The organism is Methylobacterium cerastii, from assembly GCF_022179125.1.
Classification (GTDB): domain Bacteria; phylum Pseudomonadota; class Alphaproteobacteria; order Rhizobiales; family Beijerinckiaceae; genus Methylobacterium; species Methylobacterium cerastii.
The window spans coordinates 73,058-98,868 of sequence record NZ_BPQG01000053.1; the positions used below are offsets into that span (position 1 = coordinate 73,058).

23 protein-coding genes and 2 tRNA genes are annotated in these 25,811 nt (G+C 70.3%); 11 read left to right on the forward strand and 14 right to left on the reverse strand.

Annotation, left to right across the window (positions count from 1 at the left end; all coding sequences use genetic code 11):
* Positions 1-70 precede the first annotated feature (70 nt).
* A complete protein-coding gene (locus MFF13_RS17815; RefSeq protein ID WP_147763516.1) occupies positions 71-292 on the forward strand; it encodes a hypothetical protein in 222 nt (73 codons plus the stop codon).
* A gap of 40 nt (positions 293-332) precedes the next feature.
* Positions 333-584: a hypothetical protein gene (locus MFF13_RS17820; protein ID WP_147763515.1), complete on the forward strand. Its 252-nt coding sequence runs from the start codon at positions 333-335 to the stop codon at positions 582-584.
* Between the two features lie 90 nt (positions 585-674).
* Here MFF13_RS17820 and MFF13_RS17825 read toward each other — a convergent pair whose 3' ends face one another.
* From MFF13_RS17825 to MFF13_RS17850, 6 genes are all read right to left on the reverse strand, one after another.
* Positions 675-1,745 carry a BMP family ABC transporter substrate-binding protein gene (locus tag MFF13_RS17825; protein WP_147763514.1) on the reverse strand — a complete coding sequence of 357 codons (1,071 nt, stop codon included), beginning with the start codon at positions 1,743-1,745 and terminating at the stop codon, positions 675-677.
* A gap of 47 nt (positions 1,746-1,792) precedes the next feature.
* Entirely contained in the window at positions 1,793-2,719 is a 927-nt protein-coding gene (locus tag MFF13_RS17830) for an ABC transporter permease (RefSeq protein ID WP_147815570.1), read from the reverse strand.
* Positions 2,720-3,044: 325 nt separating this feature from the next.
* Entirely contained in the window at positions 3,045-4,130 is a 1,086-nt protein-coding gene (locus MFF13_RS17835; RefSeq protein ID WP_147763512.1) for an ABC transporter permease, read from the reverse strand.
* A gap of 705 nt (positions 4,131-4,835) precedes the next feature.
* Positions 4,836-6,503, reverse strand: a complete 1,668-nt coding sequence (locus tag MFF13_RS17840) for an ABC transporter ATP-binding protein (RefSeq protein WP_187273706.1) — start codon at positions 6,501-6,503, stop codon at positions 4,836-4,838.
* Positions 6,503-7,867, reverse strand: coding sequence for an 8-oxoguanine deaminase (locus tag MFF13_RS17845; RefSeq protein ID WP_147763510.1), 1,365 nt, complete (start codon positions 7,865-7,867; stop codon positions 6,503-6,505). The genes MFF13_RS17840 and MFF13_RS17845 overlap by 1 nt, the downstream gene beginning before the upstream one ends.
* Before the next feature lie 48 nt (positions 7,868-7,915).
* Complete coding sequence (locus MFF13_RS17850; RefSeq protein WP_147763509.1) at positions 7,916-8,914, reverse strand: hypothetical protein; 999 nt, start codon at positions 8,912-8,914, stop codon at positions 7,916-7,918.
* A gap of 362 nt (positions 8,915-9,276) precedes the next feature.
* Here MFF13_RS17850 and MFF13_RS17855 point away from each other — a divergent pair, with 362 nt between their 5' ends.
* The 3 genes from MFF13_RS17855 to MFF13_RS17865 all read left to right on the forward strand — a co-directional run bounded on the left by MFF13_RS17855 (position 9,277) and on the right by MFF13_RS17865 (position 11,011).
* A complete protein-coding gene (locus MFF13_RS17855) occupies positions 9,277-9,951 on the forward strand; it encodes a cysteine hydrolase family protein (RefSeq protein ID WP_147763508.1) in 675 nt (224 codons plus the stop codon).
* Positions 9,952-10,029: 78 nt separating this feature from the next.
* Positions 10,030-10,263, forward strand: coding sequence for a hypothetical protein (locus MFF13_RS17860; protein WP_147752645.1), 234 nt, complete (start codon positions 10,030-10,032; stop codon positions 10,261-10,263).
* 82 nt (positions 10,264-10,345) lie between these two features.
* The gene (locus MFF13_RS17865; protein WP_147763507.1) at positions 10,346-11,011 is read left to right on the forward strand and encodes a DUF1045 domain-containing protein; all 666 of its coding nucleotides are present in this window, start codon (positions 10,346-10,348) and stop codon (positions 11,009-11,011) included.
* Between the two features lie 256 nt (positions 11,012-11,267).
* Here MFF13_RS17865 and MFF13_RS17870 read toward each other — a convergent pair whose 3' ends face one another.
* The gene (locus MFF13_RS17870) at positions 11,268-12,542 is read right to left on the reverse strand and encodes an NAD(P)/FAD-dependent oxidoreductase (RefSeq protein ID WP_147830401.1); all 1,275 of its coding nucleotides are present in this window, start codon (positions 12,540-12,542) and stop codon (positions 11,268-11,270) included.
* A gap of 323 nt (positions 12,543-12,865) precedes the next feature.
* Between MFF13_RS17870 and MFF13_RS17875 the strand changes: the two genes are divergently transcribed.
* From MFF13_RS17875 to MFF13_RS17895, 5 genes are all read left to right on the forward strand, one after another.
* Positions 12,866-14,008, forward strand: a complete 1,143-nt coding sequence (locus tag MFF13_RS17875; protein ID WP_147830403.1) for an alpha-D-ribose 1-methylphosphonate 5-triphosphate diphosphatase — start codon at positions 12,866-12,868, stop codon at positions 14,006-14,008.
* Positions 14,008-14,562 carry a phosphonate metabolism protein/1,5-bisphosphokinase (PRPP-forming) PhnN gene (phnN, locus tag MFF13_RS17880; protein ID WP_238272639.1) on the forward strand — a complete coding sequence of 185 codons (555 nt, stop codon included), beginning with the start codon at positions 14,008-14,010 and terminating at the stop codon, positions 14,560-14,562. Before MFF13_RS17875 ends, phnN begins: the two co-directional genes overlap by 1 nt.
* Before the next feature lie 128 nt (positions 14,563-14,690).
* A complete protein-coding gene (locus tag MFF13_RS17885; RefSeq protein ID WP_147763503.1) occupies positions 14,691-15,257 on the forward strand; it encodes a PepSY domain-containing protein in 567 nt (188 codons plus the stop codon).
* Positions 15,258-15,367: 110 nt separating this feature from the next.
* Positions 15,368-15,511: a hypothetical protein gene (locus MFF13_RS17890; protein ID WP_187273707.1), complete on the forward strand. Its 144-nt coding sequence runs from the start codon at positions 15,368-15,370 to the stop codon at positions 15,509-15,511.
* A 408-nt stretch (positions 15,512-15,919) separates the two neighbouring features.
* Positions 15,920-16,468 (forward strand): HNH endonuclease, encoded by a 549-nt coding sequence (locus MFF13_RS17895; protein ID WP_147763502.1) that lies wholly within the window; start codon positions 15,920-15,922, stop codon positions 16,466-16,468.
* 86 nt (positions 16,469-16,554) lie between these two features.
* On the opposite strand, the gene MFF13_RS17900 is transcribed toward MFF13_RS17895, so the two are convergent.
* The 7 genes from MFF13_RS17900 to MFF13_RS17930 form a co-directional block, all read right to left on the reverse strand.
* Positions 16,555-16,630 (reverse strand) — tRNA-Val (locus tag MFF13_RS17900).
* A gap of 61 nt (positions 16,631-16,691) precedes the next feature.
* Positions 16,692-17,414: an aspartate/glutamate racemase family protein gene (locus MFF13_RS17905; RefSeq protein ID WP_147763501.1), complete on the reverse strand. Its 723-nt coding sequence runs from the start codon at positions 17,412-17,414 to the stop codon at positions 16,692-16,694.
* 81 nt (positions 17,415-17,495) lie between these two features.
* The gene (gene lon / locus MFF13_RS17910) at positions 17,496-19,910 is read right to left on the reverse strand and encodes an endopeptidase La (RefSeq protein WP_147763500.1); all 2,415 of its coding nucleotides are present in this window, start codon (positions 19,908-19,910) and stop codon (positions 17,496-17,498) included.
* 270 nt (positions 19,911-20,180) lie between these two features.
* Complete coding sequence (gene clpX, locus MFF13_RS17915; protein ID WP_147727615.1) at positions 20,181-21,452, reverse strand: ATP-dependent Clp protease ATP-binding subunit ClpX; 1,272 nt, start codon at positions 21,450-21,452, stop codon at positions 20,181-20,183.
* Positions 21,453-21,682: 230 nt separating this feature from the next.
* On the reverse strand, positions 21,683-22,309 hold the full coding sequence (locus MFF13_RS17920) for an ATP-dependent Clp protease proteolytic subunit (protein WP_147752831.1): 627 nt from the start codon (positions 22,307-22,309) through the stop codon (positions 21,683-21,685).
* Positions 22,310-22,436: 127 nt separating this feature from the next.
* Positions 22,437-23,867, reverse strand: coding sequence for a trigger factor (gene tig / locus MFF13_RS17925; RefSeq protein ID WP_147831426.1), 1,431 nt, complete (start codon positions 23,865-23,867; stop codon positions 22,437-22,439).
* Positions 23,868-24,057: 190 nt separating this feature from the next.
* Positions 24,058-24,142 (reverse strand) — tRNA-Leu (locus MFF13_RS17930).
* A gap of 182 nt (positions 24,143-24,324) precedes the next feature.
* On the opposite strand from MFF13_RS17930, the gene MFF13_RS17935 reads away from it, so the two are divergent.
* Complete coding sequence (locus MFF13_RS17935) at positions 24,325-25,785, forward strand: multicopper oxidase family protein (RefSeq protein WP_238272640.1); 1,461 nt, start codon at positions 24,325-24,327, stop codon at positions 25,783-25,785.
* Positions 25,786-25,811: the final 26 nt, after the last annotated feature.

Sequence of the window (25,811 nt, forward strand, 5' to 3'; positions counted from 1 at the left end):
TTCGTCCTCCCGGCTGCGCACCGGCGCGGCCCTCGCGCGTTGACGGCGCAGACAGACGAGGAATTCTCCCATGCTGCGTTCGACCCGCGTCCTGATCCTCTCGCTCTGCCTCGGCTGCGGGCTCGCGGGCGCCGCGTCCGCGCAGTCCGTCGGCGCCCCGGCCGGGCGCGAGGCCGCGACGGCGCCCGGCGGCGCGATCGGTCGGGCCGGGCCGGCCAACCGGATGGAGGCGATCCGCAGCGGCGACGCCTACGGCCGGCGCCGGATGCGCCGCCATCGCCATCGACGCTGAGCCGCCGTCCACTTCCCTTCGACCACGGAGACCCCCGACGATGCGCCGCGTCCTGCTCACCGCCCTGACCCTCGCCGCCTTCAGTGGACCCGCCTTCGCCCAATCGACGGGCGCCCCGGCGGGGAGCGACCCGGCGACGGCGCCGGGCGGCACCGAAGGACTCGCCGGCCCCCGCAACGAAATGAACGCCGTCCGCGACGGCGACGCGGTGCCCGTGCCGCCGCGCACGGGCGGGATCGAGGGCGACACGCCGTCGTCAGGCGAACGGATGCCGCCACCGCCGCGCTATTGAGGCGCGTAACGCCGCCGATGAGGACCGCCGGCCTCAAGGCATGACCCACATCTCCCCCCCCCCGGAGAGGGGGGAGGGAAGAGCCGCCGCCTATTGCGGCAGCTTGTCGTCGACGCCCTTCACGTACCAGTTCATGCCCAAAATCATCGTGTCGGGCGCGCTCTCGCCCGCCTTCACGGCCACCGTGCCGTCCTGCTTCGTCACCGGGCCGGCGAAGGGGTGGAGCTTGCCCGATGCGATGTCGGCCTTGGTCGCCTCGGCCATCGCCTTCACGCTGTCGGGCATGTTGGCGAAGGGCGCGAGCACGACCATGCCGTCCTTGATGCCGCCCCAGGTGTCGTGGCTCTTCCAGCTCCCGTCGAGCACCGCCTTGGCCTCGCTGATCACGTAGCCGTCCCAGTCGTCGGTGATGGCGGTCAGCTGCGCCTTCGGGGCGAAGCGGGCCTGGTCGGAGGATTGGCCGAAGGCGAGCTTGCCGGCCTTCTCGGCCTCCTGCAGCGGGGCCGCGGAATCGGTGTGCTGGGTCAGGATGTCGGCCCCTTGCGCCAGCAGGGCCTTGGCCGCCTCCGCCTCCTTGCCCGGATCGAACCAGGTGTTCACCCAGACGATCTTGAGCTTGATGTTCGGGTTCACCGATTGCGCGCCGAGCATGAAGGCGTTGATGCCGCTCACCACCTCGGGGATCGGGAACGAGGCGATGTAGCCGACGGTGCCGGACTTCGAGAGCGTTCCGGCGATCTTCCCGCAGACGTAGCGACCCTCGTAGAAGCGGGCCGAGTAGGTCGAGACGTTGGCGCTGCGCTTGTAGCCGGTGGCGTGCTCGAACTTCACGTTCGGGAACTTCTTGGCGACCTTCAGGGTCGGCTCCATGAAGCCGAACGAGGTGGTGAAGATCAGCTTGGCGCCCGAGCGCGCCAGCTTCTCGATCGAGCGCTCGCTGTCGGCCTCCGGCACGCTCTCGAGATAGGTGGTCTCGACCTTACCGGGCATCGCCGCCTCGAGCGCCTTGCGGCTGAGGTCGTGCTGGTAGGAATAGCCGTAATCGGCCACCGGGCCGACGTAGACGAAGCCGACCTTGAGCTTGTCGTCGGCCTGCGCGGCGGGTGCGAGCAGGAGGGCCGCAAGGATGGCGGCAGTGATCGTCCGCGTGATCGTCCGCATGGTCGTCGGTATCCCCAAGGTCGTTACCCCTACGATGGCCCCCGCCTTCAGCGGTGTGGCGTGAATTCGCGGCCCAGGGCGGCGGGCGCCAGCGAGCCGCCCTGGCGCCGCCCGAGGGACAGCAAGACCAGGGCCAGGATCGTCGCGAGGTAGGGCAGCGCCGACAGCGCCTGCCCCGGCAGGCCCAGGCCCGCGGCCTGGGCATGGAGCTGCAGCACCGTCGCGCCGCCGAACAGCAGCGCGCCGGCCGCCACGCGCAAGGGGCGCCACGAGGCGAAGACCACGAGCGCCAGCGCGATCCAGCCGCGCCCGGCGGTCATGCCCGGCGACCAGAACGGCGTGTAGGCCAGCGACAGGTAAGCCCCGGCGAGCCCGGCGCAGGCGCCGCCGAACAGCACGGCCAGCACCCGGACCCGGCGCACCGGCAGCCCGAGCGCGTGCGTCGCGGTGTGGTCGTCGCCGATGGCGCGCAGCACCAGCCCGGCGCGGGTCCGGCCGAGGAACCACCACACCCCGAGCACCAGCAGGATCGCGGCGTAGACGAAGGCGTCCTGCGAGAACAGCAGGTCGCCGACGACCGGCAGGTCGCTCAGGCCCGCCACGTGCAGATGCGGCGCCGGATCGCGCTTCATCCCGACATAGCCGGTGCCGACGAGGCCCGAGAGCCCGAGGCCGAGGATCGTCAGGGCGAGGCCCGACGCCACCTGGTTGGCCGCCAACCCGACCGTGAGCACCGCGAACAGCGCCGACAGCGCGAGCCCGGCGCCGGCCCCGCCGAGGGCGCCGAGAAGCGTCGAGTTCGTCTCGGTGGCCACCGCGAAGCCGGCGGCGGCGCCGAGCACCATCATCCCCTCGGTGCCGAGGTTGAGCACGCCGGAGCGCTCGGCCACCAGCTCGCCGACCGCGGCCAGGATCAGCGGCGTCGCCGCCGTCAGCACGGTGACGAGCACCATCTGGACGATGTCGAGACTCATCGCCGGACTCCTGTTGCCACCGTGCGGGGGTGCGACACGCGTCCCGCTCGGCGCGCCGCCCTCCCCCTGGAGCGGGGGAGGACGATGGCAGACGGCACCGCGCCGTCATTCCGGGGCGCCGCAGGCGAGCCCGGAATGCAGAGCCGCCGACGGTGCCAAGTCCGGCGCGACCTGCGGTTCTGGATCCCGGTCTCCGCTACGCGGCCCCGGGATGACGCGGTGCTGCCGGCGGGTTTCCGAAGGGCACATCGCCCTCTGCGATCGCCCAGCCCGCAGCGGGGGGACGGAAGGCGCAGTGCGGGCACGGGCTTCGAGAGACGGTCCATCACGCGGTCCGCCGCGGACCGCCCGGCACGAGCCGGATGCGGTAGCGGGCGAGCACGTCGGCCCCGAGCACGAAGGCGAGCAGCAGCCCCTGGAACGCGCGGGTGAGGTCGAGCGGCAGCTTCAGGTCGATCTGCGCCGCCTCGCCGCCGATCGTGGTCAGCGCGATCACCCCGGCGGCGACCAGTATGCCCGGCGGCGACAGCCGCCCGAGGAAGGCGACGATGATCGCGGTGAAGCCGTAGCCCGGCGAGATCGTCGGCTGGAGCTGGCCGATCCGGCCCGCGACCTCGACGATGCCGGCGAGCCCCGCCGCCGCGCCGGAGATCGCGAAGGCGGCGAGCGTCAGCCGCGCATCGCTGAAGCCGGCGAACCGCGCGGCCCGCGGCGCCGCGCCGACGACGCGGACCTCGAAGCCGAACAGGGTGCGGGCGAGCACCACGGTCGCGACGACCACGGCCAGCAGCGCGACTAGCACCCCGGCATGCAGCGTGTCGCCCTCCATCAGGTAGGGCAACCGTGCCGCCGGATCGAACGGCACGCTCTGCGGAAAGTTGAAGCCGGCCGGATCGCGCAGGGGGCCGCGGGCCATGTAGTCGAGCAGCAATTCGGCGACGTAGACCAGCATCAGGCTGGTCAGGATCTCCGAGACGCCGAGCCGGACCTTCAGGATCGCCGGGATCATCGCGTAGGCGAGGCCCGCGAGCGTGCCCGCCGCCAGCATCGCCGGCAGGATCCAAAGGGTGAACCCCTCCGCCCCTTGCGTCGCGACGCCGATCCAGCCCCCGGCCAGGCCGCCGACCACGAACTGGCCCTCGGCGCCGATGTTCCATAGGTTCGCCCGGAAGCAGAAGGCGAGCCCGGTGGCGATGAGCGCCAGCGGGGCGGCCTTCAGCGCCACCTCCTGCAGCGACCAGACCTCGCTTAAGGGAGTGACGAAATAGGTCATGAACGCGGCGCCCGGCGCGACGCCGAGCAGCGCCACCGCGACCCCGCCGACGAGCACGGCCCCCGCGAAGGCGATCACCGGCGACAGCGCCGACAGCACGGCCGAGCGCCGGGCGCGCGGGCTCAGATCGAGGCGCATGGCAGGCTCGGGGTGACCGGAAAGAGGCTGGGTCCAGACATCGCCGCCAGGGATTCGGAGTGCACGGTGCGACCCCCCTCGCCCCGCACGCGGGGAGAGGCCCGGCTGCACCGCGTCGTGCGGCCGGGAAGCGCAGGCGAAGCCGAAGCGGCGGTGAGGGGACGGTGCCGGTTGAGGCTCACCCGTCGAAGCCCCCTCACCGTCGGCTGCCGCCTCGCCGCGACGACGACGAGGTCGTCGCGGCCCTCTCCCCGCAGGCGGGGCAAGGGGATGCGCGGCGGCCGGCTCGCATCGACGAGCCAGGCGTCCGAGGATTCTTGCAGGAATTCGGAGTGGGCAGTGCGACCCCCCTCTCCCCGCGGGCGGGGAGAGGCCCGGCTGCACCTTGTCGTGCAGCCGGGAAGCGCAGGCGAAGCCGAAGCGGCGGTGAGGGGGTGGTGCCGGTTGAGGCTTCTCCGTCGAAGCCCCCTCACCGTCGGCTGCCGCCTCGCCGCGACGACGAGGGCGTCGCGGCCCTCTCCCCGCAGGCGGGGCGAGGGGATGCGCGGGTCCCCTCGCCCGTCCGAGAGAGGGCCAGGGTGAGGGGTGCGACCCATCCGGAAAGACCTGAACCCCTCACCCCGACCCTCTCCCGAACGGGAGTGGGGGCCGCGTCGCGCGTCGAACGACTTCGCGGCGACCGCGGATGAGCGAACGGATGCGGCGCTAGACATGCGCGGCCTCCGATCCGCCCATCAGCAGCCCCACCGCCTCGCGGGTGGTCTCGCCGACGGGCACCGGGGCCGAGAGCGTTCCGGCATGCAGCACCGCGACCCGGCTCGCGATCTCGAACAGCTCGTCGAGGTCCTGGCTGATCACCAGGAGCGCGGCGCCGCGGGCGGCGAGGTCGATCAGCGCCTGGCGGATGCGGGCGGCGGCCGAGGCGTCGACGCCCCAGGTCGGCTGGTTGACCACCAGCACGCCGGGCTCCGCCTGGATCTCCCGCCCGACGACGAACTTCTGCAGGTTGCCGCCCGAGAGCGTCCCGGCGGCGGGGTCGGGGCCAGCCTTGCGCACGTCGAAGGCGGCGATCACCGAGGCCGCCAGCGCGCGCGCCGCCCCGCGCCGGAGCAGGCCGAGGCGCGCGAGCGGCGCGGTGGCGTGGCGCGACAGCACCGCGTTCTCCGACAGGCTCATCTCGGGCGCCGCCGCGTGGCCGTTGCGTTCTTCCGGCACGAAGGCCGCGCCGCGGCGCCGCCTGGCGTTGATGCCGAGCCGCCCGACGGCGGCGCCGTCGACGACCACGGTTTCGGGTCGTGCGGCGGTCGTCTCCCCGGAGAGGGCGGCGAAGAACTCCGCCTGCCCGTTGCCGGCGATGCCGGCGACGCCCAGGATCTCGCCGCCGCGGACCGACAGGCGGATGTCGCGCAACGCCGTCCCGTGCAGACCCGGCGCCGGCAGGGACAACCCGTCGAGGACGAGGCGCTCGGGGCCCGGCGCCGTGCCGGCGCGGCCGGTGACCGCGCCGACCTGCGCCCCGACCATCAGGGCGGCGAGCGAGCGGGCGCTCTCGCCTTGCGGGTCGCAGGCGCCGACGACCTTCCCGTGGCGCAGGATGGTGGCGCGGGCGCAGAGCCGGCGCACCTCGTCGAGGCGGTGCGAGATGTAGAGCAGCGCCCGGCCCTCGTCGCGCAGCCGCTCCAGCACGGAGAACAGCAGCTCGGCCTCGCCCGGCGTCAGCACCGAGGTCGGTTCGTCGAGGATGACGAGGCGCGGGTCCTGCAGCAGGCAGCGCACGATCTCGATGCGCTGGCGCTCGCCGGCCGAGAGCGACCAGACCGGCCGGCCGGGATCGAGATGCAACCCGTAGGTGGCGCCGAGCGCCGCGATCCGCTCGGCCAGCGCCTTGCCCGACAGGCCCTTGGGCATCACCAGCGCGATGTTCTCGGCCACCGTCAGGTTCTCGCACAGCGAGAAGTGCTGGAACACCATGCCGATCCCGATGGCGCGGGCCGCCTCGGGGCTCGCCAGCCGCACGATGTCGCCCCGGTGGGTGACGACGCCCTCGGTCGGCTCCAGCAGCCCGTAGAGGATCTTCATCAGGGTCGACTTGCCGGCGCCGTTCTCGCCGAGCAGCGCGTGGATCTCGCCGGCCCGGATCTCGAGGTCGACGCCGTCGTTGGCGGTGAAGTCGCCGAAGCGCTTGACGACGCCGTAGGCCCCGTAGAGCGGCGCGGTGCCGATGCCTGTGTTGGTGCTGGTGGTTGTGCCGGTGTTTGTGGTTGTGCCGCTGTTTATGCTTGTGCTTGTGCCGATGCTGGTGGTCGTGCCGGTGTCGGTGCTCGTACCGATGCCGACGCCGGTCCCGGCGGCGTTCGACGGCACGCCCGCCATCAGGCGTCGCCGAGGAGGCTGAGGGCGAGCCGGCCGTGCTCCTCGCGGAGCTTCCTCGTGTCCATGCCGACGGGGTGGCCGTCGACCACCCGCCACGACCCCGCGACCATCACCCGGTCGGCGCGGTGCGCCCCGCAGAGGACCAGCGCGGCCAGGGGATCGTGCGCGCCGGAGAAGCGCAACTCGTCCAGGGTGAACAGCGCCAGGTCCGCCTCGCGGCCCGGCGCGATCCGGCCGATGTCGTCGCGCCCGAGGCAGCGGGCCGAGCCCTCGGTGGCCCAGCGCAGGGCGTCGAGATGCGTCACCCGCTCGGCGCCATAGGTGAGGCGGTTGATCATCAGGGCGTGGCGCACGCCCTCCATCAGGTTGGAGCTGTCGTTCGAGGCCGAGCCGTCGACGCCGAGGCCCACCGGCGAGCCCGCCGCCTCCAGCTCGCAGGTGCGGCACTGGCCAGACGCCAGGGTCATGTTCGAGGTCGGGCAGTGGCACACGCCGACGCCGGCCTTGCCGAGACGCCGGACCTCGTCGTCGTTGAAGTGGATGCCGTGCGCGAGCCAGGCCCGCGGGCTCATCCAGCCGACCTCCTCGAGGTAGTCGACCGGGCGCTGGCCGAACATCTCGAGGCAGTAGGCGTCCTCGTCCAGCGTCTCGCCGAGATGGGTGTGGAGCTGGCAATCGTAGCGGTCGGCGAGGCCCGCGCTCTCGCGCATCAGCCGCTTGGTGACGTTGAAGGGCGAGCACGGCGCCAGCCCGATCCGCACCATCGCGCCGGGCTTGGGGTCGTGGAACAGGTTCAGCACCCGCTCGCTGTCGGCGAGGATGGTGTCGTCGTCCTGCGTCAGGCACTCGGGCGGCAGGCCGCCGTCCTTCACCGACAGGCTCATCGAGCCGCGGGTGACGAAGGCGCGGATGCCCAGGGCCTGCGCCTCGTCGACCTGCACGTCGACGGAATCCTCCAGGCCCTTCGGGTAGAGGTAGTGGTGGTCCCCCGCCGTGGTGCAGCCGGAGAGCAGGAGCTCGGTGTAGGCGAGCCGCGTGGCGAGGCGGAACGCGTCGGGGGTGATCTTGTCCCAGACCGTGTAGAGCGCCTTCAGCCACGGAAACAGCGGCTTGTTGATCGCCAGCGGGTGGGCCCGCGTCAGCGTCTGGAAGAAATGGTGGTGGGTGTTGATCAACCCCGGGATCACCACATGCCGCGCCGCGTCGAAAGTCTCGTCCACCGGCGCGGCCGGCCTGGCGCCGGCCGCCACGCACTCGACGACGCGGGTGCCCTCGACCACGACGCCCCCGGCCGCCCCCTCCGCGAGGATCGCCAGCGGATCGCGGACCCACAGGCGCCGGAGCTTCGCGTCGGATCCCGTCATGCCGTCTCCCATTCCGTTGCGGTCGCTCGACCGACGATCCAGCCGCGATCAGAAGATGTGGAATGCGACGCCGGCGAGGAAGCTCTTCTCTTCCGTTCCCTTGAACGTCGCCGTCTCGACGTTGCCGAACTTGTTCAGCCAGTACTGGAAGCCGATGAAGGCATCGACCTTGTTGGGCTGGTCGTAGATGAGCTTGCCAACGTCGAGCACCAGGTTGGTGCGCGAGAGGAATTCGAGGCCGCGCTTCGGGTTGAAGGCGAAGTCGGCGGTGTTCTGAACGCCGCGGCCCTTGGGCAGAACGATGTTGTTGAAGCCGGTGAGGCTCAACGGCAGGTTGGTGAAGCCGAGGGGGAAATTGTAGACCAGCTCGAATTCCGGCACGACGTCGAAGCTCTGGTCGCGGTCGGGCTGCAGGTTGAAGCCGTTGCGGTTCCACTCCTTGTAGGCATGGACCGACAGGTTGAGGAAGCCGGCCGGCACGTCGAACGAGAAGTTGAGGCCGCCGACCACGTCGCGCTTCTTCGAGCCGAACGCGTCGTTCTGCGAGTTGGCGTCGAACCCGAAGGCGAGGGACACGTCCTTCACGATGCCGGGCAGCGTGAACGCCTTGGAGTTCGTGATCGCGTTGAGGCTCAGCGTGCCGCGATACAGGCCGTAGGCTTCGGTGTTGCCGTAGTCGGCGAAGAACGGCGCGCCGACGCTGCCGGGCGGGTTCGTGGTGCCGGCCGGGAACTGCGAGCCCGACTTCAGGATGTCGAGCGAGAAGAAGTTCGTGCCGTAGGCCCAGGCGTCGGCATGCGAGATGTTGTAGATCTGCTTGGGCGCCTCGCGGCTGCGGAAGCTCCCGTCGGCCTTCTGGATCTGCACGCCCGGCGACACGGTCGGGAACTGGTAGCGATAGCTGAACTGCGTGTCGGCGAAGAGGAAGAACGGCGCCTCCTTGGCGGGTGCCTCCACCGCGGCCTTCTTCGCGTCGAGGTCGGCCGCCGCGCCGGCCTGGACAAATCCGAGCGACAGGGCCGCTGCAACGAGGGTTCGAGCGATCATGGCTGCCGTCTCCGTGCCGAAAATCCGTCGAGCAGGCAGCAACCGATATGCCAGCGCGTGCCAACCGGGGCAGACGCGCCGGCCGAGTCATAATTCGGCAACAGATTCGCCGGCCTACCTGTGGCGCCCGCTCTCGCGGGTGTCGTGACGGCTTGGCCGGGAGCCAAGGCGGGACGGCCGCGACCGCGGCCCCGACGGGACCGCGCCCGCCACGTTCCGTGGTCGTCGCCCATCGCGGCGGCAGCGCCCGCACACTATTGAAGCAGCGCCGGACAATCTTTGTGGATGCGTTTCCCGCCGTCGGACGACATCGTCGGGGTCGCGCGCCGCCGAGTCGGCCGCACGACGGGAGACCCTTCGCCATGGTGACCGTGGACGCCGAGCCGGCACCGCTGGCGATCGACCTTGCGACGACGGCGCTGGTCATCATCGACATGCAGCGCGACTTCCTGGAGCCCGGCGGGTTCGGCGAAAGCCTCGGCAACGACGTCTCGCTGCTGGCCGTCGCCGTGCCGCCGGCACAGGCGCTGCTCGCGGCGGCACGGCAGGCCGGACTCCTCGTGGTCCACACCCGCGAGGGGCACCGTCCCGACCTGTCGGACGCGCCAGCTGCCAAGATCGAGCGCGGCGCGCCCTCGGCCCGCATCGGCGCGCCCGGGCCGATGGGCCGCATCCTGATCCGTGGCGAACCCGGACACGACATCGTCGCCGCCCTCGCTCCCCTGCCGGGCGAGCCCGTGATCGACAAGCCGGGCAAGGGCGCGTTCTACGCCACCGACCTCGCGGAGATCCTGACTGCGCGCGCCATCGCCACGCTGATCGTCTGCGGCGTCACCACCGAGGTCTGCGTCCACACCACGGTGCGCGAGGCCAACGACCGCGGCTACCGCTGCCTTGTGGTGTCGGATGCCTGCGGCTCGTATATTCCGGCCTTCCACGCGGCAGGCCTCGCGATGATCGTGGCGCAGGGCGGCATCTTCGGATGGGTCTCGGATTCGGGCCGCGTCGTCGCCGCGCTGGCCGCGGGCGCCCCCTGAACGATCGGCATCGACCCCCGGCCAAGCTTGGCCCGGTTATTGCCCCGCCGGCGCGATCGGCAATCAGGAGTTCGTCGCATGCGTACAGTCTTGGCAAGCAGCTTGGTTCTCGCACTGCTGACGACGGCAGGTCTCGCCCAATCCTACACCGCGCCTGCGCCGACGGACGTGCCGTCGAGCGGCACGAAGAGCCTGAACAAGGCGGACCGCAAGATCGCCTGCACCCAGGAAGCCGACCGCCGGAACCTGCGCGGCCTGCGCCGGCAGCAATATCGCGCCGCCTGCCGCAACCGCCCGATCCCGCGGGGCTGAGCAGCCACGCCTTGCCGAAGCGGCGGCCGGGTTTTATCCGCGGCGGGCCGCGACCCCGGTCACGCCCGCAGCGAGTGGCCCCGTGGACGCCCCGACCCGCTACGCGCTCTACGTGACGCCCGAACCCGGCTCAGCGCTGGCCGCCTTCGGCGACGCGATCCTGGGCGACACGCCCCCGCCGGACTGGGATCCGGCCGACCGCGCAGCGCTCGCCGCCGTCACCGCGGCGCCGCGGGTCTACGGCTTCCACGCGACGCTGAAGGCCCCGATGCGCCTCGCCCCCGGCCGAAGCGAGGACGACCTGGTCGCGGCCTGCACCGACCTGGTGCAGGCCCGTTCTCTCCTGCCGATCGGGCCGCTCGCGGTCGTCCTGCTGGGGGACTTCGTCGCCCTGGTGCCCACCGCGCCGCCGCCGGAACTTGGCCTGTTCGCAGCCGAATGCGTCGCCGCCCTCGACCCGTTCCGGGCGCCTCTGACCCCGACCGAGCGGGCGCGGCGCCGCCCCAAGGACCTCGACCCGCGCCGCCGTGCGCTCTTCGATCGCTGGGGCTATGCGCACGTCTTCGAGGCGTTCCGTTTCCACATGACCCTGACCGGCCGCCTCGCGGACGACGCCCGCGAGGCCTGGCGCGCCCGCTTGGCGGCAAGCTGCCCGCCGCTCTCCCTGACGATCGACGCGATCACGCTGCTGCGCCAGCACGGCGCGGCGCCGTTCCGCATCGTGCGGCGGTTTCCGTTCGAACTGTAGACGGGCGCCGAGACACGGCCACGCGCCTACGGACGCGTGAGGCAGGTCTCCCGGCGCGTCGCTTGCGGCGGGCGGGACGCATGCTCATCGTCGAGGATCTGATGCACCGCTACGGATTGCGGCTTCCGGCGAACCGCTTCGCGATGCCGTCGAACGTCGGCTCCCGCTGATCGGCAGGAAGGTGCGGAGCGGCCCGGTACGTTCTTCCCTCCCCCCTCTGCGCGGGAGGGAAACGCGTGTGCGGTGTACCGCCGCCTTACAGGAAGCGCCGGGGATCGAACGGCGCCAGCGGGATCTCCGGGGCCTCTCCGCCGACGAGCTGCGCGACGAGGCGCCCGGTGCGTGCCGAGCCGACGAGGCCGACATGCCCGTGGCCGAAGGCGTAGACCACGTCCGCGGTCCGCCGGGCGCGGCCGATACAGGGCCGCCCGTCCGGCATGCTCGGGCGATGGCCGAGCCACATCCGGATGCGCTTGGCCGGCACGGTCTCGGGCAGGTCCGGGAACATGCTGGTCAGGTGGTCGCGCAGGATCTCGGCGCGCTTCCAGTTCGGTGCCGCGTCGAGCCCGGCGAACTCGACCTGCCCCGCCGCGCGTAGGCCGCCCGCCATGGCGTTGACCACCATCTTGGCGTCCGAGGCCATCACCGGGGTGCGCGGCCCGGCCTCGGCGTCGGCGATCATCACGTGGTAGCCGCGCTCGCTCTCCAGCGGCAGCCGGTCGCCGAGGGATGCGGTTAGCGCGCCCGACCGGGCGCCAGCGGCGACCACCGCCCGGTCGCACGGGATCGCGCCGGCTTCGGTCTCAACGGCCACGAGCCGGCCCTCGTCGAGGCGGAACCCAGTGGCGCGGGTGCGGGCGTGGGTGGCGCCGCGGGCACGCGCGAGGTCGGCAAGCCCCGCGACGTAGCTGCCCGGATCGCGGCAATGGCCCGCCTCCTCGACCATGACTCCGAAGGTGTAGCGGCGGTGCAGGGTCGGCTCGCGCTGGCGCAGCTCGTCGGCCGAAAGCTCGAGCCACCGCACGCCGACCGCATGGCGGATCGCCCAGGCGGCCGCGTCGGCCGCAAAGGCGGCGCGGTCGGGGTAGACGTGGAGCAGGCCGCGCCGCTCGATCAGGTGGCCGAGGCCGGCCTCCTCGGCGAGGCCGGCATGGAGGCGCGGCGCGTCCACGAGCAGAGTGCGCAACGCCCGCGCCGTGTCCGCGATCTGGCGTCCGCTCCGCGCCGCCCAGATGTAGCGCACCAGCCAGGGCAGCACCCGCGGCAGGTAGCGCCAGCGGATCGCCAGCGGTCCGAGCGGGTCGGCGAGGTAGGACGGGACGCGCTTCCAGATGCCAGGCTCCGCCGGCGGGATCACCGAGTGCGACGAGAGCCAGCCGGCGTTGCCGTAGCTCGACGCCTGCTCCCCGCCGGGCTCGCCCGGATCGACCACCGTGACCCGGTGGCCGGCGCGCAGGCATTCGAGCGCGCTCACGCTCCCGACCGCGCCGGCACCGATGATCACCACGTGGCGGGCCGAGGGTGCCGTCATCCGTCCGGTCTCCTGTCTCAGGCGCTCGCAGCCCGCGCCGAGGGTCCGTAGCGAGCGCGGGGCGCCGCAGGCAATGCCGCCGGGCGACGGGATTCGTTCCCGGGACACGAAGACCGACGTCTATGCCATGTTCGAGCGAACGCTCGACAACGGCCACCCCCCCGACGATCAGGCGACGCCGCTCGCGGAGGGCTAGGTCCTGTTCTACCAAGTGCTGATCCCGGAGACATGCACAAGGCGGCGGCGACGCGGATCGTGGACGTAGCGGGTTTTCGCGCGGCGGTGAAATAAACAGGCGCGATATCAGCGGAGACGGCGGAGCGATGGCGGACCGAGTCGAAATCCTCGAAAACGCGCATCTTGTCCTGCCCGATCGGGTGGTCGCCGGCTGGCTCGCGATGGCCGGCGGACGCATCGCCGAGTTCGGCGAGGGCCGGGCACCCGGGCGCGGCGTCGATCTCTCCGGCGACCACCTCGTCCCCGGCCTGGTCGAGTTGCACACCGATCACCTGGAAAGCCACTACGCGCCGCGCCCCCGCGTGCGCTGGCACCAGCTGGGCGCCGTGCTCGCCTACGATGCGCAGATCGCGGCGTCCGGCATCACCACCGTGTTCGATTCGCTGCGCGCCGGCACCGACCCGGACGGCGGCGGCCTCGGCTCCGAGTTCGACACCCTGGCGCAGGCCATCGCCGACGCCCGCGCCGCCGGCCTGTTCCGGGCCGAGCACCTGACGCCCCTACGCTGCGAGATTCCTTCCGCCGATGTGATCGACACCGTGCGCGATTTCGTCGCCCGCCACCCCGTCGGCCTGATCTCGCTGATGGACCACACGCCGGGCCAGCGGCAGTTCCGCGACATGGCGAAGTACGACCAGTATGCCGGACGCGGCGGCCGGCCGATCGAGGCGATCCGGGCCGGCACCGCGGGCAAGATCCGCGACGGCGCCGCCCGGAACGCCCGGAACCGCCCGATCCTTCTGGCGCTGGCGCGCGCGCACGGCATTCCGCTGGCGAGCCACGACGACACGACGCTCGCCGACGTGGCGATGTCGAAGGCCGAGTCGGTGGCGCTCGCCGAGTTCCCGACCACCCGCGCGGCGGCCGAGGCCTCGCACGCGGCCGGCATCACTGTGATGATGGGGGCGCCCAACCTGATCCGCGGCGGCTCCCATTCCGGCAACGTGGCGGCGCAGGAACTGGCCGAGGCCGGCCTACTCGGCATCCTGTCCTCCGACTACGTGCCGGCGAGCCTGCTGATGGCGGCGTTCCAGCTGCCCGGGCGCGTGCCCGGCATCGACCTGGCCGCCGCCATCGCCACGGTGACGGCCAACCCGGCCCGCGCCACCGGCCTCGACGACCGCGGCCGGATCGCCCCGGGCCTGCGCGCCGACCTCGTCCGCATGCGGATGGCGCAAGGGGTGCCCGTCGTCCGCGAGGTCTGGCGCGCCGGCACACGGGTTATGTGATGGCAGAGCGTCCGATCGGCGGCTTCGTCCTCGTGGTCGGCCCGAGCGGGGCCGGCAAGGATACGGTGATCGCCGCCGCCCGCGCGCGGCTGGCCGGCGACCCGCCCTTCGTGTTCCCGCGCCGCCTCGTGACCCGGCCGCCCTCCGCCCACGAGGACAACGCCGAGATCGCCGAAGCAGATTTTTCGCGTGCCGCCGCGGCCGGCGCGTTCCCCCTGCATTGGCGCGTCCACGGCCTCGGCTACGCGATCCCGCCCGAAGCGCTGGAAGAAGCCGCGCGCGGGCGCATTGTGGTGTGCAACATCTCGCGCCGGGTGATCGAGGCGGCGCGCCGCATGCTCCCCGGCGTCCACGTCGTCGCGATCACGGCAGCCCCTGAGACCCTGGCCGCACGGCTCGCCGCCCGCGACCGCCCCGAGGACGGCGATCTCGGCGCGCGGCTGGCACGCGCGGTGCCGGCGGAGGCCGACGCCACCGTCGTCAACGACAGCGAGCGCAGCATCGCGACGGCCAACTTCGTCGCGATCCTTCTCGATCGCGCCGGACGGCGCTGACCGATGGCTGCGAACGCGCGCAGGCTTACGGCACGACCGCCGTGTACGTCTTTCCAGGCGGAGGCAACCAAGGCGGCGATCGGCCTGTTGTTCGGGCCACCGACCGAATTGGGCAGAAAGCCAAAGCCATGTCGAACCGTCTCCCGCTTACCGCCGGCCTGATCGCAGCGGGCCTCCTCGCAACCCCGCTCGGCCTGACGGCAGCCTTGGCCCAGGCGCCCGCCGCGAATGCCCAGTCCGAAATGAAGGAGTTCCAGATCGCTAAGACCAGCAAGGTCGGCCTCGCCCAGGCGCTGACTACGGCCGAGGCCCAAGGCGAGAAAGGCCGCGCGATCGACGCGGACTTCGAGAAGGCGGACGGCAAGAACCCGACCCATTACAGCATCAAGGTCGTCTACCCGGACGGCAAGCTCGTCGAGTACGGTATCGATGCCGAGACCGGCGCGCTCTACAAGACCGAGAACCAGCCGATCGAGCGGTACTTCACCCGGCTCAAGCCCGCCGACTTCCAGAACGCCACCACCTCGCTGAAGGACGCCCTCGCCATCGCCGAGCGCAAGGCCGGCGGCGGCAAGGCCTACGAGGCGGAGGTCGAGCGCGAGGGCAAGTCGGTGCAGTACGAGATCAAGGTGGCGCTGGCCGACCACGAGCAGACCGTGAAGGTCGGCCCGGACGGCAAGGTCGTCGGCGACTGATCGAACGGGTGTGCGACGCGGCATCGATCGGGTGCCGCGTCGCCCCGTCGATCGTGGTACGGGGTCCGCCGGAAACGGAGTCGGGACCCCGAAGTGCGAGCCCTGTTGCCATGAACCCGACTGCCGTCGCCGTCATGCTGGCCATCGCCACCGGCGCGATCTCGCTGTTCCTGTTCGCCCTCGTCGAGGGCTATCCGCTGCTGCTGGCGAGCATGGTCGCCGTCTTCGTCGCGATGTTCGTGCGCTGGGGCTGAAGCGCCCCGTCGACGCAGCGGACGACTCCGAAAGCCGTCGATCCACGCGGGCTGTGGGTGCGGCGCGGGCCGCGACAGGGCGGAGCTTCACAAGGCTGTCACGCTGCTATTAGACTAAGCCCCAATGGAGAGGGCCTTTTCGTCATTTCGCGAAGGGCTGGGATCGACCGGGTTGGCATCCGGACCCCGCCGCGAGCCGGATGTATCCGCCCCAGCCGGTCGCCGATCGCGCCCGGCAAGCCACGCGTTTTCCATGCGCCCGGCCGAGACGGCGCCGCCCGCCGGGCCCCGCCTTCGACGCAGCGGCACACGATCTCCCCATCACCCCCTCGACCTTGTCCTCGGGACGGCGCGCAAACCCGAACTCGCGCGTTGTCCCGTATGGCTTTCGTTCGAAGAGTCGCGCCGATGATGGATCTCCAGACCCTCGTCCTCAACGCGGATTACAGGCCGCTCTCCTACAACCCGCTGTCGTTGTGGAACTGGAAGGACGCCTTCACCGCCCTGTTCCTCGACCGCGTGACCCTGGTCGCGAGCTACGACGTCGAGGCGCGCAGCCCGAGCCGGGCGCTTCGGGTGCCGAGCGTGGTGGCCCTGAAGAATTACGTGACACTGGCCCGCAGCCCGGCCTTCACCCGCTACAACATCTACCTGCGCGACAGCTTCTCCTGCCAATATTGCGGCCTGCGCCTGCCTTCGGGCGGCCTGACCTTCGACCACGTCAACCCGCGCTCCCGCGGCGGGCTCTCCACCTGGGAGAACGTCGTCGCGGCCTGCAGCCCGTGCAACCTGCGCAAGGCCAACCGCACACCCTACGAGGCGGAGATGCCGCTGCTCACCGAGCCGCGCCGCCCGACCCGCTACGAGCTGCACCACCGACAACCCGAATTCGACCACCGCGACTACCACCACACCTGGCTCGACTACCTGTACTGGGACAGCGAGCTGGAGAGCTGAGCGGCCGCGAGTTGGCTTCCGATTTGGGAATTCCCCGTCTCGGGGTGTCGCCTTGATGACCGAGAGTTCGGGATCATCAATCCCGATGGTGGGCGGTGAGGGACTCGAACCCCCGACCCTCTCCGTGTAAAGGAGACGCTCTACCAACTGAGCTAACCGCCCGCGCCCGCGTGGTACGGCATGCTGCGGCTTCGAGGCAAGCGCAGGTTCTTTTAGCATGCGCCTATGGGCCGGCGAGCAGGCGTGCAAGAGCAGGGGATAGGCCGGTGGCGTCGGTCAGCGGGTGGCGGCTCGGCGTGGGTCTCGGTAGAGCTGCCGCCGCCAGCACCGCGCGGGTACCGGCCTCCACCGAGCACAGCACGGGAACGGGGACGTCCGGCTGGATCCGTTCGGCGAGGCCCGCGAGGCCGGCACCGCCGAGGATCACCGTCTGGGCGCCGTCCGCCTCCGCGCAGGCGCGGCAGGCGGCGACGAGGTCGGCGAGCGCCGCGTCCGGATCGTGGTGGATCTCGCCGCCGGTGGCGTTCGTCGCGCGGATGCCGGCGAGCCGGTCAGAGAGGCCGAGGAGCGTGACGAACTCGCTCAGCATCGGCCGCCACGCCGTCCCGCCGGTGACGATCGAGAAGCGCCCCGCGGCCGCCGCCTCGCGGCAGGCGGCTTCGGCCATGCCGACCACCGGCACGGGTGCGATCTCGCGGAGCGCCAGCAGACCGGGATCGCCGAAGCAGGCGAGGTAGACCGCGTCGCACTCCGCGCCGAACGCCGCATAGGCGTCGAGGGCGGCGTGAGCGGCGATCGCCGCCGAGGCCCGGCTGGCGATGTAGCGCGCGCCGAAGCGGCCGGTAGCCGGCACGATCGTCGCCGATGGAGCGATGCGGCGGACATGCTCGACGACCCGTTCGGTCACCGCTTCCGTCGTGTTGGGATTGATCACCAAGATGCGCATGGAGGCCCTTTCGACAAGCGGACCATGCAAGCGAAAGGCCCCGGAGCAGCGCTCCGGGGCCTCGTCGTCCTTGCTCGGGCTTTAGTGGGCGACGAAGGCGGCGCCGTCCTCGGTCGTCTTCTTGACCGGGATGACCTCTTCCCATTCGATCGCTACCGGCTGGCGCACGAGGGCGTGCTTCAGCACTTGGTCCATCATCGCGACGGGGATGATCTCCATCCCGTTCTTCACACTGTCGGGCACCTCGGCGATGTCCTTGGCGTTCTCCTCGGGGATCAACACCGTTTTGATGCCGCCGCGGAGTGCGGCGAGCAGCTTCTCCTTCAGACCGCCGATCGGCAGCACTCGACCGCGGAGCGTGACTTCGCCGGTCATGGCGATGTCGCGGCGCACCGGGATCCCGGTGAAGGTCGAGACGATGGCGGTCGCCATGGCGATGCCGGCCGACGGCCCGTCCTTCGGGGTCGCCCCCTCCGGAACGTGGACGTGGATGTCCCGGCGCTCGAACAGCGGCGGCTCGATGCCGAAATCGAGGGCCCGGGAGCGAACGTAGCTCGCCGCCGCCGAGATCGACTCCTTCATCACGTCCTTCAGGTTGCCCGTGACCGTCATCTTGCCCTTGCCCGGCATCATGACGCCCTCGATTGTCAGCAGCTCGCCGCCGACCTCGGTCCAGGCCAAGCCGGTGACGACGCCGACCTGATCGTCCGCATCGATCTCGCCGTAGCGGAACTTCGGCGGGCCGAGGAAGACCTGCAGGCGCTCCACGTCGACCTCGACGCTCTTTACCTTCGTGATCAGGATCTCCTTGACCGCCTTGCGGATCAGGTTCGACAGCTCGCGCTCGAGGTTGCGGACGCCCGCCTCCCGCGTGTAGCGGCGAACCAGCATCAGCAGGGCCTCATCGTCGATCGACCATTCCTTGCTGTCCAAGCCATGCTTCTTCAGCGCATTCTGGATCAGGTGCTTGCGTGCGATCTCGACCTTCTCCTCCTCGGTGTACCCGGCGATGCGGATCACTTCCATGCGGTCCATCAGCGGGCCGGGGATATTGAGGGTGTTGGCCGTGGTCACGAACATCACGTTCGACAGGTCGTAATCGACTTCGAGATAGTGGTCGTTGAAAGTCGAGTTCTGCTCGGGATCCAGCACCTCGAGGAGCGCCGCGGAGGGATCGCCGCGGAAGTCCATGCCCATCTTGTCGATCTCGTCGAGCAGGATGAGCGGGTTCGAGGTCTTGGCCTTACGCATCGACTGAACGATCTTGCCCGGCATCGAGCCGATATAGGTCCGGCGGTGACCGCGGATCTCGGCCTCGTCACGCACGCCACCGAGCGACATCCGCACGAACTCGCGGCCAGTCGCCTTGGCGATCGACTTGCCGAGCGAGGTCTTGCCGACGCCGGGAGGCCCGACGAGGCACAGGATCGGCCCGGTGAGCTTGTTCGCCCGCTGCTGCACGGCGAGGTACTCGACGATCCGCTCCTTGACCTTCTCCAGGCCGAAATGGTCGCCGTCGAGGAGGACCTGGGCGCCGAGGAGATCCTTCTTGATCTTCGAGCGCTTGTTCCACGGGATGCCGAGCATCCAATCGAGGTAATTGCGCACCACCGTCGCCTCGGCCGACATCGGCGACATCTGGCGCAGCTTCTTCAGCTCCGCCGAGGCCTTCTCGCGGGCTTCCTTGGTGAACTTGGTCTTCTCGATCTTGTCCTCGAGCTCGGCCAGCTCGTCGCGGCCATCCTCGTCGCCGAGCTCCTTCTGGATCGCCTTCATCTGCTCGTTGAGGTAGTACTCGCGCTGGGTCTTCTCCATCTGCCGCTTCACGCGGGTCCGGATGCGCTTCTCCACCTGCAGCACGGAGATCTCGCTCTCCATCAGCGACAGCACGCGCTCGAGGCGGGCGGCCACGGTCGGCGTCTCCAGAATCGCCTGCTTGTCGGCGATCTTGACGAGGAGGTGCGAGCCGATCGTGTCAGCGAGCTTCGAGGGCTCCTCGATCTGCGTGACCGCCGAGACGACTTCGGGCGAAATCTTCTTGTTGAGCTTGACGTAGTTCTCGAACTCCGAGAGCACCGAGCGGGCCAGCGCCTCGGCCTCGACTTTGTCGCCGAGCTCATCGACCAGGGCCTCAGCCTCGGCCTCATAATACTCGTCCGAGCGGGTGAAGCCGGTGATCTTGGCACGGCCACCGCCTTCGACCAGCACCTTCACGGTGCCGTCGGGCAGCTTCAGCAACTGCAGCACGGAGGCGAGCGTGCCGATCGTGTAGATCGCGTCGGTGGCCGGGTCGTCGTCGCCGGCGTTGATCTGTGTGGCGAGCAGGATGTGGCGGTCGGTCCGCACCGCTTCTTCGAGCGCGCGGATCGACTTCTCGCGCCCGACGAACAGCGGCACGATCATGTGCGGGAAGACGACGATGTCGCGCAACGGCAAGACGGCGTAGGCGCCGGTCGAGCCCGGGACGACCGGCTGGCGGGATTTCGATTGGGTCATCGTTGACTTCCTCATGAGGGACGCCCGACGGTCGCTCCTCCGAATTGGAGCAAGCTTCCTGCCAGGGGCCGACCGGGCCGCGAGGGTCGGAAAGGTCTCTGGAGACTTTGCGGCTGGTGGCGCGGCACCGCCCCTCGAAGGAGGCAGCGGCCACTGCGCTGAGCCTCAGATGGCTCCCCCCGCACCTCGTTTCAAGGTGACCACCCGTCGCGGGTCGACCGAGGATCGACCCGCGACATCAAGGACTTAGCGCGCGTGCGCCGGCGCACGTCAGGCGCTGACGCTGGCCGGCGCTTCCTTGTTACGGTCGCCGTGGATGAAGAGCGGGCGCGACTTGCCCTCGACCACCTCCGGCCCGATCACGACCTGCTCGACCGAGTCGAGACCCGGCAGGTCGTACATCGTGTCTAGCAGGATCGTCTCCAGGATGGAGCGCAGGCCGCGGGCGCCGGTCTTGCGCTCGATCGCCTTGCGGGCGACGAGCGACAGCGCCTCGTCCTGGAACGTCAGGTCGACGTTCTCCATCTCGAACAGCCGCTGGTACTGCTTCACTAGGGCGTTCTTCGGCTCCTGCAGGATCTTCTTGAGGGCGTCCTCGTCGAGATCCTCCAGCGTCGCCAGCACGGGCAGGCGGCCGACGAACTCGGGGATGAGGCCGAACTTCAGGAGGTCCTCAGGCTCGACCGAGCGGAACACCTCGCCGGTGCGCCGGTCGTCGGGAGCCTGCACGGTCGCGCCGAAGCCGATCGAGGTGCCCTTGCCGCGCGCCGAAATGATCCGCTCCAGCCCGGCGAAGGCGCCGCCGCAGATGAACAGGATGTTGGTCGTGTCGACCTGCAGGAACTCCTGCTGCGGGTGCTTGCGTCCGCCCTGCGGAGGCACGGAGGCGACGGTGCCTTCCATGATCTTCAGAAGCGCCTGCTGCACGCCCTCGCCCGAGACGTCGCGGGTGATGGACGGGTTGTCGGACTTGCGGGAGATCTTGTCGATCTCGTCGATGTAGACGATGCCGCGCTGCGCCCGCTCGACGTTGTAGTCGGAGGCCTGGAGCAGCTTGAGGATGATGTTCTCGACGTCCTCGCCGACGTAGCCGGCTTCCGTCAGGGTGGTCGCGTCCGCCATGGTGAACGGCACGTCGAGGATGCGGGCGAGCGTCTGCGCGAGCAGAGTCTTGCCCGAGCCCGTCGGCCCGATCAGCATGATGTTGGACTTGGCCAGCTCGACGTCGTTGTGCTTCGTCGCGTGGGCGAGGCGCTTGTAGTGGTTGTGCACCGCGACCGAGAGGACCTTCTTGGCGAAGTCCTGGCCGATGACGTAGTCGTCGAGGACGCGCCGGATCTCCTTCGGCGTGGGGACGCCGTCGCGGCTCTTCACCAGCGAGGACTTCGATTCCTCGCGAATGATGTCCATGCACAGCTCGACGCACTCGTCGCAGATGAACACCGTCGGGCCCGCGATCAGCTTGCGGACCTCGTGCTGGCTCTTACCGCAAAACGAGCAGTACAGCGTGCTCTTGGAGTCGGTGCCGCCAGTCTTGCTCATATCGGTCTCCGATTCGTGCGTGCGCTGCCAGCCGGGGCACACGCGCATCGTTCACAGTTAAGGGGATCCGCTTAAAGAAAAAGTCACCTGCGCGTCTTTGCCTTGGGGTCCGGCCCGAACCAGTCGTTGCGAACCCCGATGCAAACACGCGGCCGCGGCCGGATCAAGGCCGCGATCGCCACACCCCTCCCGCGGCGGCGCGGTGCCGCCGGGGACGGGTGCGGGGTTCCTCAGGCGGCGGCCGGCTCGGGCCGCTTCTGGATGACCTCGTCGATCAGGCCGAACTCGCGCGCCGCGTCGGCGGTCATGAAGTTGTCGCGCTCCAGCGCCTGGACGATGGAATCGTAGTCGCGCCCGGTATGCTTCACGTAGATCTCGTTGAGGCGCTTCTTGAGAGCCTCAATCTCGCGGGCGTGGATCAGGATGTCGGTGGCCTGGCCCTGGAACCCGCCGGACGGCTGGTGGACCATGATGCGGGCGTTCGGCAGGGCGAAGCGGTGGCCCGGCTCGCCGGCGGTGAGGAGCAGGGAGCCCATTGAGGCGGCCTGGCCGACGCAGAGCGTCGTCACCGGGCAACGGATGAACTGCATCGTGTCGTAGATCGACAGGCCCGAGGTCACCACGCCGCCGGGCGAGTTGATGTAGAAGGAAATTTCCTTCTTCGGGTTCTCGGCCTCGAGGAACAGGAGCTGCGCGACGATCAGCGACGCGCCGTAATCCTCCACCGGTCCGGTGAGGAAGATGATCCGCTCGCGCAGCAGCCGCGAGTAGATGTCGAACGCCCGCTCGCCGCGGCTCGACTGCTCGACCACCATCGGCACGAGCGCGCTGTTATAATAGTCGACCGGATCTCTCATCATGGCCTTTAGGGCTCCAAGGGGCCCGGCCCTCCGCGAATCACGGAGAGGCCGGGCGCGTCAGCGAACGACGGCATTCCTTAACGCCGCCTAACCATAAGCCCGCCGCCTCGAGACGAGCGCGGGCTCAGTCGGCCTTCGAGCCGGCCGACGCGGCCTCCGTGGACTCGGCGTCGGCCGATTTGGCGTCGGCCTTCTCGTTCCCGGCGTCGTCGGCTTCCTCGTCGGCGAAGAGCGTCTCCTTCGAGACGGGCTCCTCCACCAGCTTGACCTGACCGAGGACGTGGTCGACGACCTTTTCCTCGAACAGCGGCGCGCGAAGCTCGGCGAGCGCCTGTGCATTCTTCCGGTAGAAATCCCAGACCTGCTGCTCCTGGCCCGGGAACTGCCGGACCCGGGCGATGAGGGCCTGGTTCACCTCTTCGTCGGAGACCTTGATATCGGCGCTCTCGCCGACCTGCGCAAGCACCAAGCCGAGGCGCACGCGACGCTCGGCGATCTTGCGGTACTCGGCCTGCGCCTTCTCCTCGGTGGTGTCCTCGTCCTCGAAGGTCTTGCCGCGGGACTTCAGGTCCTGCTCGACCTGCGCCCAGACGCTGGCGAATTCCTGCGCCACGAGCGAGGGCGGCAGGTCGAAGGCGTAGCGGCCGTCGAGCGCATCGAGGAGGTCCTTCTTGAGCTTGCGGCGCGAGGCCGCCTCGAAGTCGGTGCCGATCGCCTTGGCCACGGCCTCCTTGAGCGCGTCGAGGGAGTCGAGGCCCATGCCCTTGGCGAATTCGTCGTCGATCTTGGCCTCGCCCGGGGCCTGGATCTTGGTGACGGTCACGTCGAACTCGGCGTCCTTGCCGGCGAGCTGCTCGGCGCCGTAGGCCTCCGGGAAGGTCGCCTTGACCAGGCGCTGCTCGCCAACTTTGGCGCCGACGAGAGCCTCCTCGAAGCCGGGGATGAAGGAATTCGAGCCGAGCTCCAGGTCGATGCCCTCGCCCTTGCCGCCCTCGAACTCTGTGCCGTCGATGCGGCCGACGAAGTCGATGGTGAGGCGGTCGCCGGTCTCGGCCGCCGCGCCTTCGTCACGCTCCGCGAACGGACGGCTCTGGCCGGCCATGCGCTCCAGCGCCTCGGTCACCTCCGTGTCCGAGGGTGTGGCGACCTGCTTGGTCAGGCTGACGTCGGAAAGGTCGGCGAGTTCGAAGCTCGGCAGGACCTCGAGGGCGACCTTGAACGAGAGGTCGGCCTTGGCGTCGAGCGCCTTCTCGACGATCGACTGGTCGGAGGGGAACTCGATCTGCGGCTCGAGGGCGAGCTTGAGGCCGTTGTCGGCGACGATCTTCTGGTTCGCCTCGTTGACGGCGTTCTGCACCACGTCGGCCATCACCGAGCGGCCGTAGACCTTGCGCAGGTGCGCCACTGGCACCTTGCCCGGACGGAAGCCCTTTAGCTGGACCTTGTCCTTCATGCCCGACAGCTCGGTGTTCAGGCGATCCTCGAGCTCGCTCGCGGCGAGGGACACCTGAAACGTGCGCTTCAGCCCCTCGGAGTGTGTCTCGGTCACCTGCATCGTCGTCGCTCTCAAAGTCCGTGTGATCGTGTGCGCGAGAATCCGGGCGCGGCCTCATCGGAGGCCTGACGGAGCCGCGGGTTTGGTACGGGGAAGCGGGACCCGCGCGCAAGGCGAACGGCATCCGCTGGAGGAGCCGGCCGACCGCGTCCGCGCAGGGATCGGCCGTTACCGTTTCCGAAGGCGGTGCTGGTGCGGGCGGAGGGGCTCGAACCCCCACGTCTTGCGACACTGGTACCTAAAACCAGCGCGTCTACCAGTTCCGCCACGCCCGCGAGCGCCGATGCCCGGCGCGTGTCCGGCCACCGGAGGGCGGGTCTATAGCATGCGGGGCACAGGCCGCAGCAAAAAACTTGCGGGCCCGAAACGGTGGCGCCGCGCGAGGGCGGCGGCTACAACCGGCGGCCCTGAATTCCCGCGTGGATGCCGCGCGATCGCCCCGTCGTCACGAGGTTCCATGCCGCCAGCCCGATCCGCGCCGCCGACCGAATTGCGATCCGGCGCGTCGCGTCGAGCGCTCTTTCTGGGAAGTGCCGCGTTCCTTCTGCTTCCCCGGTCCGTTCGGGCGCAGGGCAAGCCTGCCCCCGCCGCGCCGGCGCCCGCCCCGCCGTTGCCGGAACCCCGCGTGCTGACGGCGGCGCCCGGCAAGACGCGCTTCAAGCCGGAACCCGCCCCCGAGACCCCGATCTGGTCGTTCGACGGCACGTCGGCGCCCCCGGCCCTGCGCGTGAAGCTCGGCGAGGCCGTTCGCGTGCGCGTCGAGAACAAGACCGACAAGCCGCTCTCCCTGCACTGGCATGGGGTGCGCAACAAGAATTCCATGGACGGCGTCGGCGGGGTGACGCAGACGCCGATCGCGCCCGGCGCCGACTTCACCTACGATTTCGTGCCGCCGGACGCCGGCACCTTCCTGGTCCGCCCGCTGGTGGTCGGCGGATCGAGCGAGCCGTCCGGGCGGGGCCTCGCCGGCTTCCTCGTGGTGGAGGAGAAGGCGCCGCCCGCCGTCGAGGCCGACGTGTCGCTGCTGATGCAGGACTGGCGCCTGCAGGACGACGGCACGCTGCTGCCCTTCGGCCAAACCGCGTTCGCGGCGAGCAACGGGCGGCTCGGCAACCTCGTGACCATCAACGGCGCCAACGTGCCGGCGACCTTCGAGGCGCGGCCGGGCAGCCGCATCCGGGTGCGGCTCGGCAACGCCTGCAACGCGCGGGCGACCCGCATCCGCTTCGAGGGCCTGAAGGTCTACGTCGCGGCCGTCGACGGCCAGCCGACCGACACCTTCGAGCCCCTGCGCGCGACGCTGCCGTTCCCGCCCGGCACCCGCTACGACCTGCTGATCGACCTGCCGGCCGAGGCCGACGCCAAGGGCGCCATCACCGCGCTCGTCGGCCAGGGCCTGCAGCTCGCCACCGTCGTCACCAAGGGTGCGCCGGTCACCGAGAAGCGACCGCCGATCGGGCCGATCGGCGAGAACCCTCTGCTGCCGCGCGAGGTCAAGCTCCAGAACGCGTTGCGGCGCGACGTGGTGATCACCGGGGGCGCCACCCTTCAGAAGGACAAGCCGGAGGCCGAGCCGGTCTATTCTGGCGACGCCAAGCGGATCTGGTCGGTCAACGGCACCAGCGCGACCGCGGGCCTCGCGCCGATCTTCACGGTGAAGCGCGGCCAGGTGGTGGTGCTGGCGTTGCGAAACGAGACCGCCTTCCCGCAGGCGCTGCACCTGCATGGCCACGTCTTCCGCCTGCTCCACCCCCTCGACGACGGCTGGGAGCCCTACTGGCTCGACACCTTCCAGCTGCTCGAAGGCCGCACCGCGCGCATCGCCTTCCAGGCCGACAACCCTGGCCGCTGGTTGATCAGCGCGACGGTGCTGGAGCGGTTCGACACAGGGCTGTGGACCTGCTTCGAGGTGACGTGAGGGACGCGTTCCTACCTCCTCCTGCG

Bases quoted from the DNA above. Each gene is read 5' to 3' on its own strand.
- MFF13_RS17905 (WP_147763501.1), bottom strand. From the start codon at position 17,414: ATGCGCATCTTGGTGATCAATCCCAACACGACGGAAGCGGTGACCGAA.
- MFF13_RS17875 (WP_147830403.1), top strand. From the start codon at position 12,866: ATGGCGGACCGAGTCGAAATCCTCGAAAACGCGCATCTTGTCCTGCCC.
- MFF13_RS17935 (WP_238272640.1), top strand. From the start codon at position 24,325: ATGCCGCCAGCCCGATCCGCGCCGCCGACCGAATTGCGATCCGGCGCG.
- MFF13_RS17825 (WP_147763514.1), bottom strand. From the start codon at position 1,745: ATGCGGACGATCACGCGGACGATCACTGCCGCCATCCTTGCGGCCCTC.
- tig (WP_147831426.1), bottom strand. From the start codon at position 23,867: ATGCAGGTGACCGAGACACACTCCGAGGGGCTGAAGCGCACGTTTCAG.
- MFF13_RS17855 (WP_147763508.1), top strand. From the start codon at position 9,277: ATGGTGACCGTGGACGCCGAGCCGGCACCGCTGGCGATCGACCTTGCG.
- MFF13_RS17840 (WP_187273706.1), bottom strand. From the start codon at position 6,503: ATGGCGGGCGTGCCGTCGAACGCCGCCGGGACCGGCGTCGGCATCGGT.
- MFF13_RS17845 (WP_147763510.1), bottom strand. From the start codon at position 7,867: ATGACGGGATCCGACGCGAAGCTCCGGCGCCTGTGGGTCCGCGATCCG.
- MFF13_RS17830 (WP_147815570.1), bottom strand. From the start codon at position 2,719: ATGAGTCTCGACATCGTCCAGATGGTGCTCGTCACCGTGCTGACGGCG.
- MFF13_RS17890 (WP_187273707.1), top strand. From the start codon at position 15,368: ATGAACCCGACTGCCGTCGCCGTCATGCTGGCCATCGCCACCGGCGCG.
- MFF13_RS17815 (WP_147763516.1), top strand. From the start codon at position 71: ATGCTGCGTTCGACCCGCGTCCTGATCCTCTCGCTCTGCCTCGGCTGC.
- phnN (WP_238272639.1), top strand. From the start codon at position 14,008: ATGGCAGAGCGTCCGATCGGCGGCTTCGTCCTCGTGGTCGGCCCGAGC.
- MFF13_RS17885 (WP_147763503.1), top strand. From the start codon at position 14,691: ATGTCGAACCGTCTCCCGCTTACCGCCGGCCTGATCGCAGCGGGCCTC.
- lon (WP_147763500.1), bottom strand. From the start codon at position 19,910: ATGACCCAATCGAAATCCCGCCAGCCGGTCGTCCCGGGCTCGACCGGC.
- MFF13_RS17920 (WP_147752831.1), bottom strand. From the start codon at position 22,309: ATGAGAGATCCGGTCGACTATTATAACAGCGCGCTCGTGCCGATGGTG.
- MFF13_RS17860 (WP_147752645.1), top strand. From the start codon at position 10,030: ATGCGTACAGTCTTGGCAAGCAGCTTGGTTCTCGCACTGCTGACGACG.
- MFF13_RS17835 (WP_147763512.1), bottom strand. From the start codon at position 4,130: ATGCGCCTCGATCTGAGCCCGCGCGCCCGGCGCTCGGCCGTGCTGTCG.
- MFF13_RS17870 (WP_147830401.1), bottom strand. From the start codon at position 12,542: ATGACGGCACCCTCGGCCCGCCACGTGGTGATCATCGGTGCCGGCGCG.
- MFF13_RS17895 (WP_147763502.1), top strand. From the start codon at position 15,920: ATGATGGATCTCCAGACCCTCGTCCTCAACGCGGATTACAGGCCGCTC.
- MFF13_RS17820 (WP_147763515.1), top strand. From the start codon at position 333: ATGCGCCGCGTCCTGCTCACCGCCCTGACCCTCGCCGCCTTCAGTGGA.
- clpX (WP_147727615.1), bottom strand. From the start codon at position 21,452: ATGAGCAAGACTGGCGGCACCGACTCCAAGAGCACGCTGTACTGCTCG.
- MFF13_RS17850 (WP_147763509.1), bottom strand. From the start codon at position 8,914: ATGATCGCTCGAACCCTCGTTGCAGCGGCCCTGTCGCTCGGATTTGTC.